A 15,164-nucleotide genomic window follows, 5' to 3' on the forward strand; every position below is an offset into this window, starting at 1 on the left:
GAGTCGTGACCACCGACGGCCAACTACTGCGAGAACTCCAACTCGATCCGACGAAAAACTACCAACCACAACCAAAACCGTGAACGATGTCCCAAGACACATGTGCACGATGTCCCGAGACATCACACTGCGCGCCCGAAGGGATTCGAACCCCCAACCTTCTGATCCGTAGTCAGATGCTCTATCCGTTGAGCTACGGGCGCTTATATGTAGTTGTACGGCGGAGGCGAGAGGATTTGAACCTCCGGTCGCCTTTGAGGGCGACAACTCATTAGCAGTGAGCCCCATTCGGCCGCTCTGGCACGCCTCCTGAACCCGAAGGCACAGAGTACACAGCGCGGATGACGCACCGCAAAGCCATCCGCGGCCGCCCCGAGACTGCTGGGAGATCGCGTTTGCGGCCAAATCGGCGATCTCCCAGCAGTCTCGGCGAAATGGGGCTGCAACCTATGCTGGGCGGGTGGCACCCCGTCTGCGTCCCGAGCTGGCCTCCTTGCCTGCCTACACCCCAGGCAAGACGGTGCCCGGAGCGATCAAGATCGCCAGCAACGAGACGGTGCACGGGCCGCTGCCCAGCGTGCGCGCCGCGATCGAAAACGCCACCGGCGCGGCCAACCGCTACCCCGACAACGGCTATCTCGAGCTGCGGGATCAGCTGGCCAAGCACGTCGATTTCCCGCCCGAGCAGGTGGCCGCGGGGTGCGGGTCGGTCAGCCTGTGCCAGCAGCTCATCCAGATCACCTCGACGGTCGGCGACGAGGTCGTGTACGGCTGGCGCAGCTTCGAGGTGTACCCGTTGCAGGTCCGGCTCGCCGGCGCCATGCCCGTCGAGGTGCCGCTCAAGGATCACACCTACGACCTCGACGCGATGGCCGCTGCGATCACCGACCGCACCCGGCTGGTGTTCGTCTGCAACCCCAACAACCCGACATCCACCGTCGTCGACCCCGAGGCGCTGGCGAGATTCGTCGAGGCCGCTCCGCCTGATCTGCTGATCGCGATCGACGAGGCCTACGTCGAATACATCCGCGACGGAATGCTGCCTTACTCTTTGGAATTGGCGCGCAGGCACTCGAATGTCATTGTGCTGAGGACATTCTCAAAGGCATACGGATTGGCGGGACTGCGCGTCGGCTACGCGGTTGGCGATCCCGGGGTGATCACCGCGCTGGGCAAGGCGTATGTCCCGTTCAGCGTGACAAGCATCTCGCAGGCCGCCGCGATCGCGTCACTGGCAGCGGCCGACGAGCTTCTCGCGCGCACCGACGCCGTTGTTGCCGAACGCGTCAGGGTGAGCGCGGCGCTACGCAAGGCCGGCTACACGCTGCCGCCGTCGCAGGCGAACTTCGTCTGGTTGCCTTTGCCAAGGCGCACAGCCGAATTCGTTGCGAGCGCGGCCGAGGCCAAGATCATCGTGCGTCCGTACGGCGACGACGGTGTTCGCGTCACCATCGCCGCGCCTGACGAGAACGACGCATTCATCAGCTTCGCCGAGCGGTGGATTCGAGAAGGCGGCTAGGCCGGCGCCCGGCCAGTGAATGCGATCAGCTTGTCGAACGCCGGCGCATCGTCGGCGACGTCCACAGGTGCGTCGAAGCCGACGTTCGAGCGCCCTTGCGGGGTGATGATGCTGCGAGCCAGCCCGAACACGAACTCGGCAACCTCGGGGTCGGGCCGCACCGACTGACCGGTCGCCTTCGCGTAATCCCAAGCGTGAATGAGGAATTCGAGAGACAGAACACCTACCATCACTTTGGCCGGGGCTTCGTTGTCCCCGAGGCGGACGGTGCCGTCGAGGCCGCGTCTGTGCCATGCATCCAACACCGGCCGCGCCGCGAGGATGATCTGACGCTCCACCGAATCCGAACTGTCGCGGGGCGGAATCTCGGCGCCGGCCATCCCGCCGATGGTGGTGATCGAATTCATCAGGTGGTCTGTGAGACTGGCCACATCGAATTCCCGGCACGGTGTCTGCTTGCCGAGGTCGTCGGCGGCGATGTGGTGGATCACCTGCTGCAGCTCCGCCAACGTCGCTTCGGCACTGGCGAGTTCGTCGGTGGGCTGGATGTCGGCGGGCACGAGTCAACGGTACGACTAGGGTTGCCGAATGACCATTTCGGTTCGAATCATGGCCACCATCGTGTTGTGCACGGAACTGGCTGCATGCGGGGGGACCTCCGCGTCCAAGCCGGACGCCAAGACGATCACGTGCGCTGACTACGCCAAACTCGATGAAACTGCGCGTGTTGACGTCGTGAATCAACTCTCTCCGAAGCCGACCGCGGACACTGGGTCACCGGAAGCCAAACAGATGGAGCCGATGGTCACGGAGTTGTGCAAGTCCGTGCCGGACAGCAAAGTCGCGGACCTGATCGGTACGTCGACGCCGACCTCGCACAACCCGCCACCGACCCCCTGACTAGCCTCGATAGCTATGGGAGACGCATACGAATCCGTCACCGTCGACGTCGACGGCCACGTCGCACAGGTGACGCTGGTAGGGCCGGGCAAGGGCAACGCGATGGGCCCGGCGTTCTGGGAGGAGATGCCGGAGGTCTTCGCCAAACTCGACGAGGACCGCGACGTGCGCGCGATCGTGCTGACGGGGTCGGGCCGCAACTTCAGCTACGGACTCGACCTGCCCGCCATGGGCGGGAGTCTGGCCGACGTGATGACCGACGGCGCGTCGGCGCGGCCGCGGGCGGACTTCCACAAGACGGTGTTGCGGATGCAGGGTGCCATCTCCGCGGTCGCCGACTGCCGCACACCGACGATCGCGTCGGTTCACGGCTGGTGCATCGGCGGCGGTGTCGACCTGATCTCGGCGGTCGACATCCGCTACGCCAGCGCCGACGCGAAGTTCTCCGTGCGTGAGGTGAAGCTGGCGATGGTCGCCGACGTGGGCAGCCTGGCGCGGCTGCCGCTGATACTCTCGGACGGACACTTGCGCGAATTGGCGTTGACGGGCAAGAACATTGACGCCGCGCGGGCCGAGAAGATCGGGCTCGTCAACGACGTCTACGACGATGCCGACGCCAGCCTGGCCGCCGCGCACGCCACGGCCGCCGAGATCGCGGCGAACCCGCCGCTGACGGTGCACGGCATCAAGGACGTGCTGGATCAGCAGCGGATTGCCCGTGTCTCGGAGAGCCTGCGTTACGTCGCCGCATGGAACGCGGCGTTCCTGCCTTCGAAGGATCTGACTGAGGGCATCACCGCGACGTTCGCCAAGCGTGCGCCCGAATTCCGCGGCGAGTGACGAAGCCCTACATCTGATTCTTGGCGGGCTCGCAGACGGTCCACTTCCCGTTCTCCTTGCGGAAGTACAGCTGCTGCGACTCGCTTTCCCTGAACTTGAGCGTGGCCGACGCGACGTCACCCTTCACCGTGATGTCGCCGATCTCGAACCCGGAGTCCTTAGGACCCTCGGCATCGCCGTCCTGGATCTCGGCGTTCTCGAGATACGGTTCGGCCTCGTCGGCGCACATGTAGCCGGCGATCTTCTGCGGGTTGCCCGTCGCGACGGCCTTGGCGAAATCGTCGGTCAGTGCCCTGATCTTCGCGGGCTCGATGTCCTTGTACTGCGCCAGGAGTACCCACGCGGTAGCACCGCCGGCGACGCCAAGGACAACGACGGCCACTGCGGCGATCAACCAGCCCCGGCGCCGACGTCGTACCGGCGCCGGCGGCAGAGCACCGTAAGGCTGGGTTGGCCAAGGCTCTTGCGGGGGGCCCTGCGGGGGACCGTAGTACGGGGTGCTCATCGTTCCTCTCAGACAGGGTCGACGAAATAGGCGGTCATCGTGTGATCGAGCAGCCGACTGAAATCATCCGGTTCATCCGCCACTCCGTCGTAAACGGTCAGCGCCTGTCCGCCCGGGAGATCGGGCGAGACGCAAAGGTAGACGTTGCCGCCTGTTGCCGCGAGGACCAACAACCGGGTGGAGTCCACGTCTTCCTCTGGCCAACCTGGCACACCCTCGGGGAAGTCGACGGACTTCGCGTACGTCTCCAGGTACCGCGGCTGATACGGGCCGTAATACAGCCACTCCGGATCCAAGAAGCCGGCATGCACGTCGCGATAAAACGTCTGCAATTGCTGCGGTATCGCGTCGAACAGCGGCACCTCGGCATCCGTGAATAAGGCTGGGTCCCAACCGATCCAGCACAGGACGTACCGGTCGGGTCCGCCGGCGTCAAAGTGCTCGAATGCGTAGACCAACACTGCGTCATTACCGATGTGTCCGACGCGGACGTCGGCGAGTTTGGAGCGCAGGGCTGCAGCGAAGTTCGGGACGATCTCGAGGAACTCGTTGTTCCACAACGACACAGCGGACAATCGGCGAGCCTCCGGGTCGTCGGAGTCGGCGATCGCGCGCCAGGCCTGCGGCACCTGCGGTCCCGGCCCAAGGACCACTGGCTCCGAATGGGGGTACCTCTGGAGCGCCTCTTCGATTTCGGCGGTTTCGACGGTCATCAGCCCGGTGGCAGCGCCGCAAGCAGTTTGTCGATGATCTTCTGCAGCTTCTCTTTCGTGCTCCCCTCAAGCGCGAGCTGCTCGTCCAGCCATTTCGGGTCGGCACCCGCGACCCGCGCGGCACTTCCCGAGTTCTTCATGGCGTTGGCGCTCTTGGTCATCCACTGCAAGTTCATCGGCGCGTTGGCCACCATGTACATCTGCTCGACCGGCAGTTTGATGAAGCCTGGCATGTACACGATCTGAGCCAGCGGAACGATGTGGTCCGGGACGATCGCCGGCTTCGTCGGATCATTGCCCATCGGCGGGATCGTCTTGCCGGGTTGAGACGGGTCGGGATCGCCGACCTTTCCGATCGGCTGGGCCGGTTTCAAGGTCTGGTTGCCCGCTCTGGGGTCCCGCAGGGAGTCGAATAGGGGCTTCATCGGCGGATCCACCGTGGTCACGCCGGGCTTCCCGTTGCTTCCGCCCCTCGTCGGTGGGTTCGTCGGCGGCACGTAGTTCGGCGGCAGTTTGCTCTTGGCGTCGTTGAGATTGTTGATTCGATCCTGGGAAGGCTTCGGAAGCGGCCCTCCCTCGGAAACCTGCTGAAACGCCTCGACGCAGGATTTGAGGCTCGAGACAGCTCGGGCCTTGCGTGCGTCGAGCGCGTCCGCTTCGGCGTTGTATGCGTCGAAGGCGGCCTGTTCCTGCGGAATCTTGAACAGGTGCGGTTGCGCGTTGTGAGCCGAGATAGCCGCCCGAACCGAGTCGAGCTCGCCCTGCTGGGCCTGGCACGCTACGTCGATGTTCGATACCGGTGGGTCGGCGAGGGCTGCCGGCGCGCCAGCCAGCAGACCGAGCGCCAGCAAGATCATGGCCAGCAGTGCTATCGGCGCGCGAAACCACGCGGCCTGACGGTGTTCGGAATTCATTTAGCCCGCTCGTCGGTCAGTTGACGTGTGCATACGACCTTACCGGCGGGTGCCGGGGTGGGCGCGCGGCGGATCGAGGTCAATGGCCGGTCGACTTGTAGATGGAAAAGCCGAACAACGCGGCAAGGAACAGCACCACCACCACCGCAGTGATGATCCATTGCCTGCCACTCGTCCTCGGCCTGTGGTCGGGTGCGCAGATCGTCACGGGGAAGCCGAGGGCGGTCAGGATTTCAGAGGCGGGCCCTTGGCCGCCTGGATCGATGTTCAGCTGGCCGCCTCTGCGCAGCACGAGCTCGACCGTCAACGGAAACGACGGCAGATCCACCGAATAGCTGGCTGGCATCGACCCGCCGTAACTGGTGAAGCGCTTGGTCTGCGCTTGCAGGGCGGGCCTCATATACGCCTCAGCGATGTTCTCGCGCAGTGCAAGTGGTGCGTTGTCGGCGTAGACGCCGCTTTGATCCACGGAGAGGGCGACCGAGACACGCTTGGGCTTGAGCGCGCCGGAGAGCATCATCGGGTAAAAGCCGAGCATCGCGACGCCCAGCACCGTGGCGGCGATAAATTTCGAATTTCCGGGCAGAAGTATCAACACTGGAACAGCTATCGCGACGAGAGCGATCGCTCCGCCGAACACCCACATGATTCTGGGGTTTCTTTGCATCAGAGTCGCTTGTCCGCGAAACACGAATGACGAATCTACGCTGGCTGAGCGCGTTGATATGGGTGAACGGCAACCGCGATTGGATCGGCGGTGGCGGAGGGATTTGAACCCCCGGACGGTGTTAGCCGTCTCTCGCTTTCAAGGCGAGTGCATTAGGCCGCTCTGCCACGCCACCGCGCACAAGGGTAGCGGGCCGGTACATCTCGGCGCTGCGCGCGGACTGACGGGCGTCAGGCCCGTCGCAGCCCCGTGCGTGGCGAGACCTTCAATCCCGCGTTGATCCGACGGCAGTTCTCCCCCAGCGCGGCCACTTGGGGACGCGATAGATGACTGAGGAAGTGTGCCTTCACGCTCTCGCTGTAGGTGACCATCGCCTGCTTGACCGCCATCCGGCCGTCGTCGGTGATCGACGCGAGTACCCCCCGGCCGTCGTCCGGGCTGGCCTCGCGGCGCACCAGTCCTTGGGCCTCGAGCCGGCGGATCTGGCGCGTGACCCGGCTCGGCAGCGACATCAGTCCCTCGGCAAGATCGCCCATCCGGGCCGCGCCCGTGGCTGATCGGTCGAGCATGTCCAGCAGACGCACGTCGACGAGCGTGAGGCTGTGCGAGTCGACCAGGCCGCGATTCAGCGTTGCCGCCATTCGCAACGCCACCTCGAGAAAGTTTTGCCAGGATCGCATCTCTGCGAGATCCAACCCCGGCATCTCACTGGTACTACGTCCCGCTATCAACCCCTCCATGGGCGACCATAGTAAGCGAGAAATGGTTGCTAGGGCTAGTGAGAGGCCGGGTTGTACCGTGGCCTCATGCGTGCTGTCGTGGCCCACTCCGCTGACCGACTTCCCTGGGATGAGGTGCCCGATGTGCGCCCGCAGTCGGGTGAAGTGCTGCTGCGAGTGCGGGCAGCGGGAGTGAACCGCGCCGATTTGCTACAGGCGGCCGGCCATTACCCGCCTCCGCCCGGTGCGAGCGAGATTCTTGGAATGGAAGCGTCCGGCGTGATAGCGGGGCTGGGCGACGGCGTCACAGAATGGGCGCCGGGACAAGAAGTTTGCGCTTTGCTGGCCGGCGGCGGGTATGCGGAGTATGTCGCGGTGCCCGCCCCTCAGTTGATGCCTCTGCCGCAGGGCGTGGACCTCGTCATGGCGGCCGGCCTGCCAGAAGTCGCGTGCACGGTCTGGTCGAACATCGTGATGACAGCCGGCCTCACACCGGGGCAGACCGTGCTGTTCCACGGCGGCGGCAGCGGCATCGGCACCCACGGCATACAGGTCGCGAAGGCGCTTGGCGCCAGGGTCGCCGTCACCGCCGGATCTGCGGAGAAGCTCGAGACGGCGCGCACTCTCGGCGCCGACATCACGATCAACTACCGCGACGAGGACTTCGTCGCGCGCGTCCGGGACGAAACGGGCGGGGCGGGGGCCGACGTGATTCTCGACATCATGGGTGCCGCCTATCTCGACCGGAACATCGACGCGCTCGCGCCCGGCGGTCGGGTGATCGTGATCGGCATGCAGGGCGGCACGAAGGGCGAGCTGAACCTCGGCAAGCTGCTCGTCAAGCGCGCCGGCGTCATCGCCACCGCGCTTCGCGGTCGGCCGGTCGAGGGACCCGACGGAAAAGGCCCGATCGTCGCCGAGGTCGTCGCGCATGTGTGGCCGATGATCGCCGACGGTAGGGTGCGGCCCGTTGTAGGCGCAGTGCTGCCCATCGAGCAGGCAGCCGAGGCGCACCGGCTGCTCTCGTCCGGCGAGGTGACCGGGAAAGTGGTGCTGCGGGTAGGCGACTAACCGCGCGAGCAGACGCAAAATCGCACAAATCGCGCTTGGGTAATGCGATTCCGCGTGTGCTCGCGAGAGAGCTTCTAGCCCAGCGACGCAAGCGCGCGGACCAGCTGGTCCACTTCCGCGGTCGTGGAGTAATGCGCAAGCCCGATCGAGACCGCGCCGCCGATGTCGCTGACGCCGATCAGATCGAGCACCCGTGACGGGGTGTTGGAAATTGCGCAGATTCCGTTGTCGGCCAGACGCTGGACCACGCGCTCGGCGGGCACATCACTGACCACGAAACTGAGCACCGGGATGTGCGTCTCGGGTGAACCCAGCACCATCACCCTGGGCAGCGACCGCAGTGACGTCTGCAGGTAATCGAATACCCGGTCCATGTACAGACCGGCCGACTGCATCGAGTAAGCCAGCCGTTGGCGCCGCGTGCCGGAGGCGGACTCATCAAGCGATGCCAGGTACTCGATGCTGGCGACGACGCCGGCGAGCAGTCCGAACTGGTGAACCCCGGTTTCGAGGCGCGCCGGTCCGGAAGCATTGGGGATCAACGACATCGACGCGAAGGTCTCGATGGCCGACGGGTCGCGGAAGGCAAGCGCGCCGATGGGCGGGCCGCCCCAGGCGACTGCATTCACGGCGACCACGTCGGCGTCCACTTCGTCGAGGTCCATCAACCTGTACGGGGCGGCCGCGGAGTGGTCGACAACCACCAGCCCGCCCGCGTCGTGGACCAACTTGGTGACCGCGCGCAGGTCGGTGACGGCACCGAGCGTCGACGACGCCGAGGTGATGGCGACCAGCCGGGTGCCCTTGGTGATCAGGCTCTCCCATTGCCACACGGGCAGGTCGCCCGTCTCGATGTCGACCTCGGCCCACTTGATCCTGGCCCCGTAGCGGTTTGCTGCGCGCAGCCACGGCGCGATGTTCGCCTCGTCGTCGAGCCGCGAGACGACGACCTCATAGCCGAGCCCGGCCCGCGACGACGACGCGTCCGCGAGTGCCTTCAGCAGAATCGCGCGGTCCGCGCCGAGGACCACTCCGCGCGGGTCCGCGTTGACCAGATCGCCTACCGCCTGCCGGGCCGCCTCGAGCACAGCGGCGCTGCGCCGCGCCCCCGGATGCGGGCCCGTTGCTTCGGGCCGCGATCCCCGGAAGGCCGTCGACACCGTGGTGGCCACAGAGTCGGGGACGAGCATTCCCAGCTGCGCGTCGAAATGCACCCAACCGTCGCCCAGCGAGGGGTGCAACCCGCGCACCCGGGCAACGTCATAACCCATGTAGGCACCTTAGAGCGTCGTTTGATTCTGGCTAACCGACCCGCTCGCCGGCGGCGCCCGACCGCCATCGAGCCCTGACAGAGCGGGTCACCTGGCCAGCCATACTAGTCCAGTGAGCTTGGCCCTCGGAGCGCTGCCAGCGCTGTTGCTGCTGATAGTGCCCGGGGCGCTCGTCGGACTCGCTGCGCGGCTGCCTTGGCCCATCGCGATCGCGGTGGGTCCGGCGTTGACCTACGGGGTGGTAGGTCTGGCGATTGTTCCGTTCGGAGCGCTCGGTTGGCCGTGGAACGGATGGACCGCGCTGTTTGCTCTGGCAGTCGTTCTCGCCGCGGTATTCGCCTTGAGCATCGTGCTGTCGCGGTACCGGGATCGCGACGCCGAAGCCCTTGGCCCCTCGAAGGGGCCCACGCTGACGGTCGCGGCCGGCGTCGTGCTGGGCGCGTCGCTGATCGGGGCAGCTGTCGTCGTGGGGCTCGTGCACTGGGAGTCGGTTCCGAGCACCTGGGACGCGGTCTGGCATGCGAACGAGATCCGGTACATCCTCGACACCGGCCAGGCCTCGCCCACGCACATGGGCGAGCTGCGCAACGTCGAAACCCATGCGGCCCTGTACTACCCGTCGGCGTTTCACGCGCTGGCGGCTGTTCTGGGGCAGCTCACAGGCGCCTCGGCGACCAGCGCCTACACACTGAGTTCCGTCGTCGCGGGGGTATGGCTGGTCCCCGTCAGCGCCGCGACGTTGACCTGGCAGCTGGTGCGCTTGCGGACATCGCAATGGCGAACCGCCGGCTGCGCCGCCGCCGCGGCGGTGATTTCGGCGTCGTTCACGGCGGTGCCGTACATCGAATTCAATACCGCGTCGATGCCGAACCTCGCGGCCTACGGCATCGCCGCCCCGACCATGGTGCTGGTCGCCTCGACGCTGCGGCACCGCGATCGCATACCCGCCGCCGTCCTGGCCGCGGTGGGCGTCTTCTCGGTGCACACCACGGGCGGCGTGATCGTCGCCCTGTTCGTCGCCGCGTGGTGGGCGTGCGATGTGGTGTGGCATCCGGTCCGAAGCCGGCTTGCCGACGTGGCTTCGCTTCTCGCGGTGGGGATCTCGGCGGTACTCCTGCTGCTGCCGCAGTTTCTCGCAATCCTGAAGCTGACCGACATCATCGTCGGGCATGCGTTCCTCACCGGCTTGGGCCGAAAAAGGGCACTGTTCAACGCGGTCTTCGGGCAGACCCGTCACCTCAACGACTTCCCCGTCCAGTGGGCCTTGATGGCGCTCGCCGGCGCCGGATTCCTGATCCTGCTCGTGCGCAGGATCTGGTGGCCGCTGGCGGTGTGGCTGGTGCTCGTCGCCGCCGTCGTGCACTCGTCGGCGCCCTACGGCACGATCGTCGGAACGGTGGTGGCCAAGTTCAGCGACCTGTTTTACAGCGACCCACGCCGGATATTCGCCGTGATCGTGCTGCTGCTGGCGCCGATGGCAGGCATCGCGGCTTTCACCCTCTGCGCCCTCGTCGTGGCGGGCGCGCGTCGACTGATCAGCCGATGGACCTCTGCGCCCGTGAGCCGGCCCGTCTGGGCAGGCGTCACCGCAGCGGCCGTCCTCGCGGTGACCATCGGGTACGCCATCCTCTACTTCCCCAGGAACTCCTACATCGTCGGCCAGAAATACGACTCGGTGGTAATCGACCACAAGGACCTCGAGGCGATGGCCTACCTCGCAACGCTTCCCGGCGCGCGGGACGCACTGATTGGCGACGCGAACACAGACGGCACCGCGTGGATGTACGCCGTCGCCGGACTTCGGCCACTGTGGACGCATTACGACTATCCGGTGCAGCAGGGCCCGGGATACAACCGGTTCATCTTCTGGGCGTATGCCGACGACGCGGACACCGACCCGCGAGTCGCAGAAGCGGTGAAAGCGCTCGGGATTCGGTACGTGATGACGAGCGTCCCGGTGGTTCGCGAGTTCGTCATGCCCGATGGCCTGTCGTCGCTGGACAAGTCGCGGTCGTGGGAGAAGATCTTCGACAACGGAGGCGCCCGGATCTACGAGTGGCGGCCCGGCGGTAGCTGAATTCGCGGCGGATAGGGTCAACGGGTAGCTGCGAGGAGAAGAGGTGAGCAGGGTGACTTCCGGCACCGACGACGACAACATCGAGATCATCGACGGCGACGGCTTGGGCGACAAGGACGGTTCCGAAGGACGGTCGGTGACGGACCTCGTCGAGAAGCCCGCCAAGGTGATGCGGATTGGGACGATGATCAAGCAGCTGCTTGAGGAGGTCCGTGCCGCCCCGCTTGACGACGCCAGCCGCAACAAGCTGCGCGAAATCCACGCCACCAGCATTCGCGAACTCGAAGAAGGGCTCGCCCCGGAACTGCGCGACGAGCTCGAGCGGTTGACGCTGCCCTTCACCGAGAACACGACACCGTCGGACTCGGAGCTGCGCATCGCCCAGGCGCAGCTCGTGGGCTGGCTGGAGGGGCTGTTCCACGGCATCCAGACCGCGCTGTTCGCCCAGCAGATGGCCGCGCGCGCCCAGCTCGAGCACATGCGACAGGGCGCGCTGCCGCCGGGATTGACGCCAGGCCAGATGCCGCAGGGCGGACCCGGCAGCGGCACCGGGCAGTACTTGTAGGTGCGGTGTCCGTAACAGATTCGACCGCCGGCGGCGATGAGCGCGCGCGCGAAATGGGGGCACTCCCCCCTGCAGAGCTGGGGGTACCCCCACCCGCTTGCGGGGGACAGACGATGATCGTGCAGTCAGAGACTCACGACGTCAGCATCCGGACGCAAGGCGCCTGGGTGGAGTTTCCGATCTTCGACGCGAAGTCGCGGTCCCTGAAGAAGACGTTCCTGGGCAAGGCCGGCGGCACCATCGGGCGCAACACGAGCAACGTGTTGGTGATCGAGGCGTTGCGTGACATCACGCTGTCGCTGGACACCGGTGATCGAGTCGGGCTGGTCGGACACAACGGCGCGGGCAAATCCACGCTGCTGCGGCTGATGTCGGGAATCTACGAGCCGACACGCGGGAAGGCCATCGTAAACGGCCGCGTCGCACCGATTTTCGATCTCGGCGTCGGAATGGACCCCGAGATCTCCGGTTACGAGAACATCATCATCCGGGGATTGTTCCTAGGGGAGTCCCGCAAGGCGATGCTGTCCAAGGTCGATGAGATCGCCGAGTTCACCGAGCTCGGCGAGTACCTGTCGATGCCGCTGCGGACGTACTCCACCGGCATGCGAGTGCGCCTTGCGATGGGAGTGGTCACCAGCATCGACCCGGAGATCCTGTTGCTCGACGAGGGCATCGGTGCCGTCGACGCCGAATTCCTCAAGAAGGCCCAAGCTCGATTGCAGAAGCTCGTCGAGCGCTCCGGAATCCTCGTGTTCGCCAGCCATTCGGTCGAATTCCTCGCCCGGTTGTGCAAGACCGCGATCTGGATCGACCACGGCTCGATCAAGCTGATGGGCGGCATCGAAGAGGTTGTCCGCGCCTATGAGGGCGAGGACGCGGCCCGTCACGTCCGAGAGATTCTGGCTGAGTCTGAGCGTGAGTCATGATTTTCGTGTGCGCGGTGCTCGTCACGCACCGGCGTCCTGACGAGCTGGCCAAGTCACTTGACGCCTTGAGTGCCCAGACTCGCCGTCCCGACCACCTCGTCGTCGTCGACAACGACAACGACGACCGGGTCAAGGACCTCGTCGATGGCCAACCGGTCCCATCCACGTACCTCGGATCCCGCCGAAACCTGGGCGGCGCAGGCGGATTCGCGCTGGGCATGCTGCACGCATTGGCGCTCGGCGCGGACTGGGTGTGGTGCGCCGACGACGACGGGCGCCCTGCGGACTCGTCGGTGCTTGCGAGGTTGATGGCGTGCGCGGAGCGGCACGGGCTGGCGGAGGTGTCGCCGATGGTCTGCGACATGGACGACCCGCAGCGCCTTGCCTTTCCGTTGCGCCGAGGCCTGGTGTGGCGGCGGCGCGTCAGCGAGCTGCGTGCCGAGGGCGGCTCGGAATTGCTGCCCGGCATCGCGTCGCTGTTCAACGGCGCCCTGTTCCGTGCGTCCACGCTGGAGGCCGTCGGTGTCCCGGATCTGCGGCTGTTCGTGCGCGGCGACGAGGTCGAGCTGCACCGCCGGCTGGTCCGATCGGGTCTGCCGTTCGGCACCTGTCTGGACGCGGTGTATCTGCACCCGCAGGGCTCCGAGGAGTTCAAACCGATCCTCGGCGGACGCATGCACACGCAGTACCCGGACGACCCCGTCAAACGGTTCTACACATACCGCAATCGGGGCTATGTGCTCTCGCAGCGCGGGCTGCGCCGGTTGCTGCCGCAGGAATGGCTGCGATTCGCCTGGTACTTCTTGGTCAGCCGCCGCGACCCGGCCGGCTTGTGGGAATGGGTCCGGCTGCGACGGCTCGGGCGCGACGAGAAGTTCAGTCGTGCGCCTGTGAAGGAGGGTCGATGACGACCTCGCGGATCCACCCGATGCATCACGACGTCGAAGACGCCGCCGATTCCAAGACGTTCCGCCGGGCCTTTCAGGACCTGGCCGAGGGGCTGCAGCGGCGGCAGCTGTGGCTACATCTGGGCTGGCAGGACATCAAGCAGCGGTATCGCCGCTCCGTACTGGGCCCGATCTGGATCACCATCGCGATGGGCACCACCGCGGTGGCCATGGGCGGGCTGTATTCGACGCTGTTTCATCTTCAACTGTCCGAGCACCTGCCGTACGTGACGCTCGGGCTGATCATCTGGGGGCTCATCAGCGCGTCGATCCTCGAAGGCGCGGAGGTGTTCGTCGCCAACGAGGGACTGATCAAGCAGCTGCCCACCGCGTTGTCGGTGCACGTCTACCGGCTTGTGTGGCGCCAGGCAATCCTGTTCGCGCACAACATCGTCATCTACGTGGTCATCGCGATGATCTTCCCCAAGCCCTGGAAATGGACCGACCTCGCAGTGATTCCGGCACTTGGCCTGATCGCTCTCAACTGCATCTGGGTGGCGCTGGTGTTCGGCATCGTCGGCACCCGCTTCCGCGACATCGGGCCGCTGTTGAACAGCCTCGTTCAATTGCTGTTCTTCATGACGCCGATCATCTGGAACGACCAGACGTTGACTGCGCAGGGAGCGGGCCAGTGGCGATGGGTGGTCGAGCTGAACCCGCTGTACCACTACCTCGACATCGTGCGGGCCCCGCTGCTCGGCGCCGACCAGCAGGCCCGGCACTGGATCGTGGTGCTGGTGCTGACCCTGATCGGTTGGGTGCTGGCCATATTGGCGATGCGGCAGTACCGCAGCCGCGTGCCGTACTGGGTGTAGCGCGAATCCCGAAATGACTTGGGAATGCAGCAATCCTGTAGAAGCGACGACGGCGGCTGCATTCGCTGCTCGTCGGGACCGGTCACGCACGTTTGATCCACGACATCGCGGCTACCCACAGCGGATGGCCCCGAATGCACCCACGCCGGTCGGTCCGCAACATGACAGCGGCCCGACACCCGCGCACCACCCGGCTCGACGTCGTGCGAGCCGCACAGCCGCAGCCTGGTGGGGACTGGTCGTCGGAGTGCTCTTGCTTCTGATTCTCGTCGTTTTCATAGCGCAGAACACTGATGGCTATCCGCTGCATTTTCTGGGCTGGACCTGGGAGCCCCCGGTCGGGCTGACCGTGCTCATTTCAGCGATGGCTGGCGCCGCTGTGGCGATCCTCATCGGAGGAGCGCGGATCATGCAGTTGAGAAAGAGAGTCCGAGCAACCGCTGCACCGCGACAGCCCCGATAAGCGGGGAGCGCCCGCCCACGGCGCGTCCTCCGGATCAGGAGGCACCGGCTCGACGCGGGGCCACCTTGTGCGCCAACGTGTTTGCGCCAGCTCCGGCTCGGTGTCGAGCGGTGAGAGCAATGCGCCGACCGCCGCCGCGACGCGCAGCCGCGCCGCGAGCGCCACTGGGTCGGTGCCCGGTTTGTGCACCTTGGTCACCACGTCGCCGGCGATGACGAGCTGCGACGCGCTCATCCCTCGACGGTATGC

Annotated in this window: 18 protein-coding genes and 3 tRNA genes; 10 read left to right on the forward strand and 11 right to left on the reverse strand. The window is 65.9% G+C overall.

The features are described from left to right. Positions 1-130: 130 nt before the first annotated feature. Together QOH60_RS09945 and QOH60_RS09950 are read right to left on the reverse strand one after the other, a co-directional pair. Positions 131-203, reverse strand: a tRNA-Arg gene (locus QOH60_RS09945). 18 nt (positions 204-221) lie between these two features. After that, positions 222-310, reverse strand: a tRNA-Ser gene (locus QOH60_RS09950). A 150-nt stretch (positions 311-460) separates the two neighbouring features. Here QOH60_RS09950 and QOH60_RS09955 point away from each other — a divergent pair. Next, entirely contained in the window at positions 461-1,519 is a 1,059-nt protein-coding gene (locus tag QOH60_RS09955) for a pyridoxal phosphate-dependent aminotransferase (protein WP_526419670.1), read from the forward strand. Here QOH60_RS09955 and QOH60_RS09960 read toward each other — a convergent pair. Further along, a complete protein-coding gene (locus QOH60_RS09960) occupies positions 1,516-2,079 on the reverse strand; it encodes a TIGR03086 family metal-binding protein (RefSeq protein WP_526419672.1) in 564 nt (187 codons plus the stop codon). The two genes, QOH60_RS09955 and QOH60_RS09960, sit on opposite strands and share 4 nt — an antisense overlap. Positions 2,080-2,107: 28 nt before the next feature. On the opposite strand from QOH60_RS09960, the gene QOH60_RS09965 reads away from it, so the two are divergent. Together QOH60_RS09965 and QOH60_RS09970 are read left to right on the forward strand one after the other, a co-directional pair. Then, positions 2,108-2,419 (forward strand): hypothetical protein, encoded by a 312-nt coding sequence (locus QOH60_RS09965; RefSeq protein WP_526419674.1) that lies wholly within the window; start codon positions 2,108-2,110, stop codon positions 2,417-2,419. A gap of 15 nt (positions 2,420-2,434) precedes the next feature. Then, positions 2,435-3,259, forward strand: a complete 825-nt coding sequence (locus QOH60_RS09970; protein ID WP_526419676.1) for a crotonase/enoyl-CoA hydratase family protein — start codon at positions 2,435-2,437, stop codon at positions 3,257-3,259. Positions 3,260-3,266: 7 nt separating this feature from the next. Here the strand turns inward: QOH60_RS09970 and QOH60_RS09975 are convergent, their stop codons facing one another. From QOH60_RS09975 to QOH60_RS10000, 6 genes are all read right to left on the reverse strand, one after another. Further along, positions 3,267-3,764, reverse strand: coding sequence for an Rv0361 family membrane protein (locus tag QOH60_RS09975; protein WP_526419678.1), 498 nt, complete (start codon positions 3,762-3,764; stop codon positions 3,267-3,269). Between the two features lie 8 nt (positions 3,765-3,772). Next, on the reverse strand, positions 3,773-4,477 hold the full coding sequence (locus QOH60_RS09980) for a hypothetical protein (RefSeq protein ID WP_526419680.1): 705 nt from the start codon (positions 4,475-4,477) through the stop codon (positions 3,773-3,775). Continuing rightward, positions 4,477-5,391 carry a hypothetical protein gene (locus QOH60_RS09985; RefSeq protein ID WP_526419682.1) on the reverse strand — a complete coding sequence of 305 codons (915 nt, stop codon included), beginning with the start codon at positions 5,389-5,391 and terminating at the stop codon, positions 4,477-4,479. The genes QOH60_RS09980 and QOH60_RS09985 overlap by 1 nt, the downstream gene beginning before the upstream one ends. A 79-nt stretch (positions 5,392-5,470) precedes the next feature. Further along, entirely contained in the window at positions 5,471-6,058 is a 588-nt protein-coding gene (locus QOH60_RS09990) for a hypothetical protein (protein ID WP_526419684.1), read from the reverse strand. Between the two features lie 88 nt (positions 6,059-6,146). Beyond that, a tRNA-Ser gene (locus QOH60_RS09995) sits at positions 6,147-6,233 on the reverse strand. Between the two features lie 55 nt (positions 6,234-6,288). Continuing rightward, positions 6,289-6,798, reverse strand: coding sequence for a MarR family winged helix-turn-helix transcriptional regulator (locus tag QOH60_RS10000; RefSeq protein ID WP_526419686.1), 510 nt, complete (start codon positions 6,796-6,798; stop codon positions 6,289-6,291). Positions 6,799-6,864: 66 nt separating this feature from the next. On the opposite strand from QOH60_RS10000, the gene QOH60_RS10005 reads away from it, so the two are divergent. Further along, positions 6,865-7,848: an NAD(P)H-quinone oxidoreductase gene (locus QOH60_RS10005; protein ID WP_526419688.1), complete on the forward strand. Its 984-nt coding sequence runs from the start codon at positions 6,865-6,867 to the stop codon at positions 7,846-7,848. A 74-nt stretch (positions 7,849-7,922) separates the two neighbouring features. Here QOH60_RS10005 and QOH60_RS10010 read toward each other — a convergent pair whose 3' ends face one another. Continuing rightward, positions 7,923-9,119 carry a cysteine desulfurase-like protein gene (locus QOH60_RS10010; RefSeq protein ID WP_526419690.1) on the reverse strand — a complete coding sequence of 399 codons (1,197 nt, stop codon included), beginning with the start codon at positions 9,117-9,119 and terminating at the stop codon, positions 7,923-7,925. 112 nt (positions 9,120-9,231) lie between these two features. Here QOH60_RS10010 and QOH60_RS10015 point away from each other — a divergent pair, with 112 nt between their 5' ends. The 6 genes from QOH60_RS10015 (at position 9,232) to QOH60_RS10040 (ending at position 14,915) form a co-directional block, all read left to right on the forward strand. Continuing rightward, entirely contained in the window at positions 9,232-11,196 is a 1,965-nt protein-coding gene (locus QOH60_RS10015; protein WP_526419692.1) for a DUF6541 family protein, read from the forward strand. Between the two features lie 52 nt (positions 11,197-11,248). Next, complete coding sequence (locus QOH60_RS10020) at positions 11,249-11,761, forward strand: proteasome activator (protein ID WP_526419768.1); 513 nt, start codon at positions 11,249-11,251, stop codon at positions 11,759-11,761. Positions 11,762-11,874: 113 nt separating this feature from the next. Then, a complete protein-coding gene (gene wzt / locus QOH60_RS10025) occupies positions 11,875-12,690 on the forward strand; it encodes a galactan export ABC transporter ATP-binding subunit Wzt/RfbE (RefSeq protein WP_526419694.1) in 816 nt (271 codons plus the stop codon). After that, the gene (gene glfT1, locus QOH60_RS10030; RefSeq protein WP_526419696.1) at positions 12,687-13,598 is read left to right on the forward strand and encodes a galactofuranosyltransferase GlfT1; all 912 of its coding nucleotides are present in this window, start codon (positions 12,687-12,689) and stop codon (positions 13,596-13,598) included. Before wzt ends, glfT1 begins: the two co-directional genes overlap by 4 nt. A 20-nt stretch (positions 13,599-13,618) precedes the next feature. Next, positions 13,619-14,452, forward strand: a complete 834-nt coding sequence (wzm, locus tag QOH60_RS10035; protein ID WP_526419771.1) for a galactan export ABC transporter permease subunit Wzm/RfbD — start codon at positions 13,619-13,621, stop codon at positions 14,450-14,452. A gap of 124 nt (positions 14,453-14,576) precedes the next feature. Then, positions 14,577-14,915: a LapA family protein gene (locus tag QOH60_RS10040; RefSeq protein WP_526419698.1), complete on the forward strand. Its 339-nt coding sequence runs from the start codon at positions 14,577-14,579 to the stop codon at positions 14,913-14,915. On the opposite strand, the gene QOH60_RS10045 is transcribed toward QOH60_RS10040, so the two are convergent. Next, positions 14,811-15,149: a hypothetical protein gene (locus QOH60_RS10045; protein WP_526419784.1), complete on the reverse strand. Its 339-nt coding sequence runs from the start codon at positions 15,147-15,149 to the stop codon at positions 14,811-14,813. The genes QOH60_RS10040 and QOH60_RS10045 overlap by 105 nt on opposite strands. Positions 15,150-15,164 lie beyond the last annotated feature (15 nt).

Source organism: Mycobacterium sp. (genome assembly GCF_032159765.1).
GTDB lineage: Bacteria > Actinomycetota > Actinomycetes > Mycobacteriales > Mycobacteriaceae > Mycobacterium.

What these genes read in the sequence shown, in the direction of transcription:
- QOH60_RS09975 (WP_526419678.1), bottom strand. Translation starts at nt 3,764, where the DNA reads ATGAGCACCCCGTACTACGGTCCCCCGCAGGGCCCCCCGCAAGAGCCT.
- QOH60_RS09980 (WP_526419680.1), bottom strand. Translation starts at nt 4,477, where the DNA reads ATGACCGTCGAAACCGCCGAAATCGAAGAGGCGCTCCAGAGGTACCCC.
- QOH60_RS09985 (WP_526419682.1), bottom strand. Translation starts at nt 5,391, where the DNA reads ATGAATTCCGAACACCGTCAGGCCGCGTGGTTTCGCGCGCCGATAGCA.
- QOH60_RS09990 (WP_526419684.1), bottom strand. Translation starts at nt 6,058, where the DNA reads ATGCAAAGAAACCCCAGAATCATGTGGGTGTTCGGCGGAGCGATCGCT.
- QOH60_RS09970 (WP_526419676.1), top strand. Translation starts at nt 2,435, where the DNA reads ATGGGAGACGCATACGAATCCGTCACCGTCGACGTCGACGGCCACGTC.
- QOH60_RS10000 (WP_526419686.1), bottom strand. Translation starts at nt 6,798, where the DNA reads ATGGAGGGGTTGATAGCGGGACGTAGTACCAGTGAGATGCCGGGGTTG.
- QOH60_RS10010 (WP_526419690.1), bottom strand. Translation starts at nt 9,119, where the DNA reads ATGGGTTATGACGTTGCCCGGGTGCGCGGGTTGCACCCCTCGCTGGGC.
- QOH60_RS10040 (WP_526419698.1), top strand. Translation starts at nt 14,577, where the DNA reads ATGGCCCCGAATGCACCCACGCCGGTCGGTCCGCAACATGACAGCGGC.
- wzm (WP_526419771.1), top strand. Translation starts at nt 13,619, where the DNA reads ATGCATCACGACGTCGAAGACGCCGCCGATTCCAAGACGTTCCGCCGG.
- wzt (WP_526419694.1), top strand. Translation starts at nt 11,875, where the DNA reads ATGATCGTGCAGTCAGAGACTCACGACGTCAGCATCCGGACGCAAGGC.
- QOH60_RS10005 (WP_526419688.1), top strand. Translation starts at nt 6,865, where the DNA reads ATGCGTGCTGTCGTGGCCCACTCCGCTGACCGACTTCCCTGGGATGAG.
- glfT1 (WP_526419696.1), top strand. Translation starts at nt 12,687, where the DNA reads ATGATTTTCGTGTGCGCGGTGCTCGTCACGCACCGGCGTCCTGACGAG.
- QOH60_RS09965 (WP_526419674.1), top strand. Translation starts at nt 2,108, where the DNA reads ATGACCATTTCGGTTCGAATCATGGCCACCATCGTGTTGTGCACGGAA.
- QOH60_RS10045 (WP_526419784.1), bottom strand. Translation starts at nt 15,149, where the DNA reads ATGAGCGCGTCGCAGCTCGTCATCGCCGGCGACGTGGTGACCAAGGTG.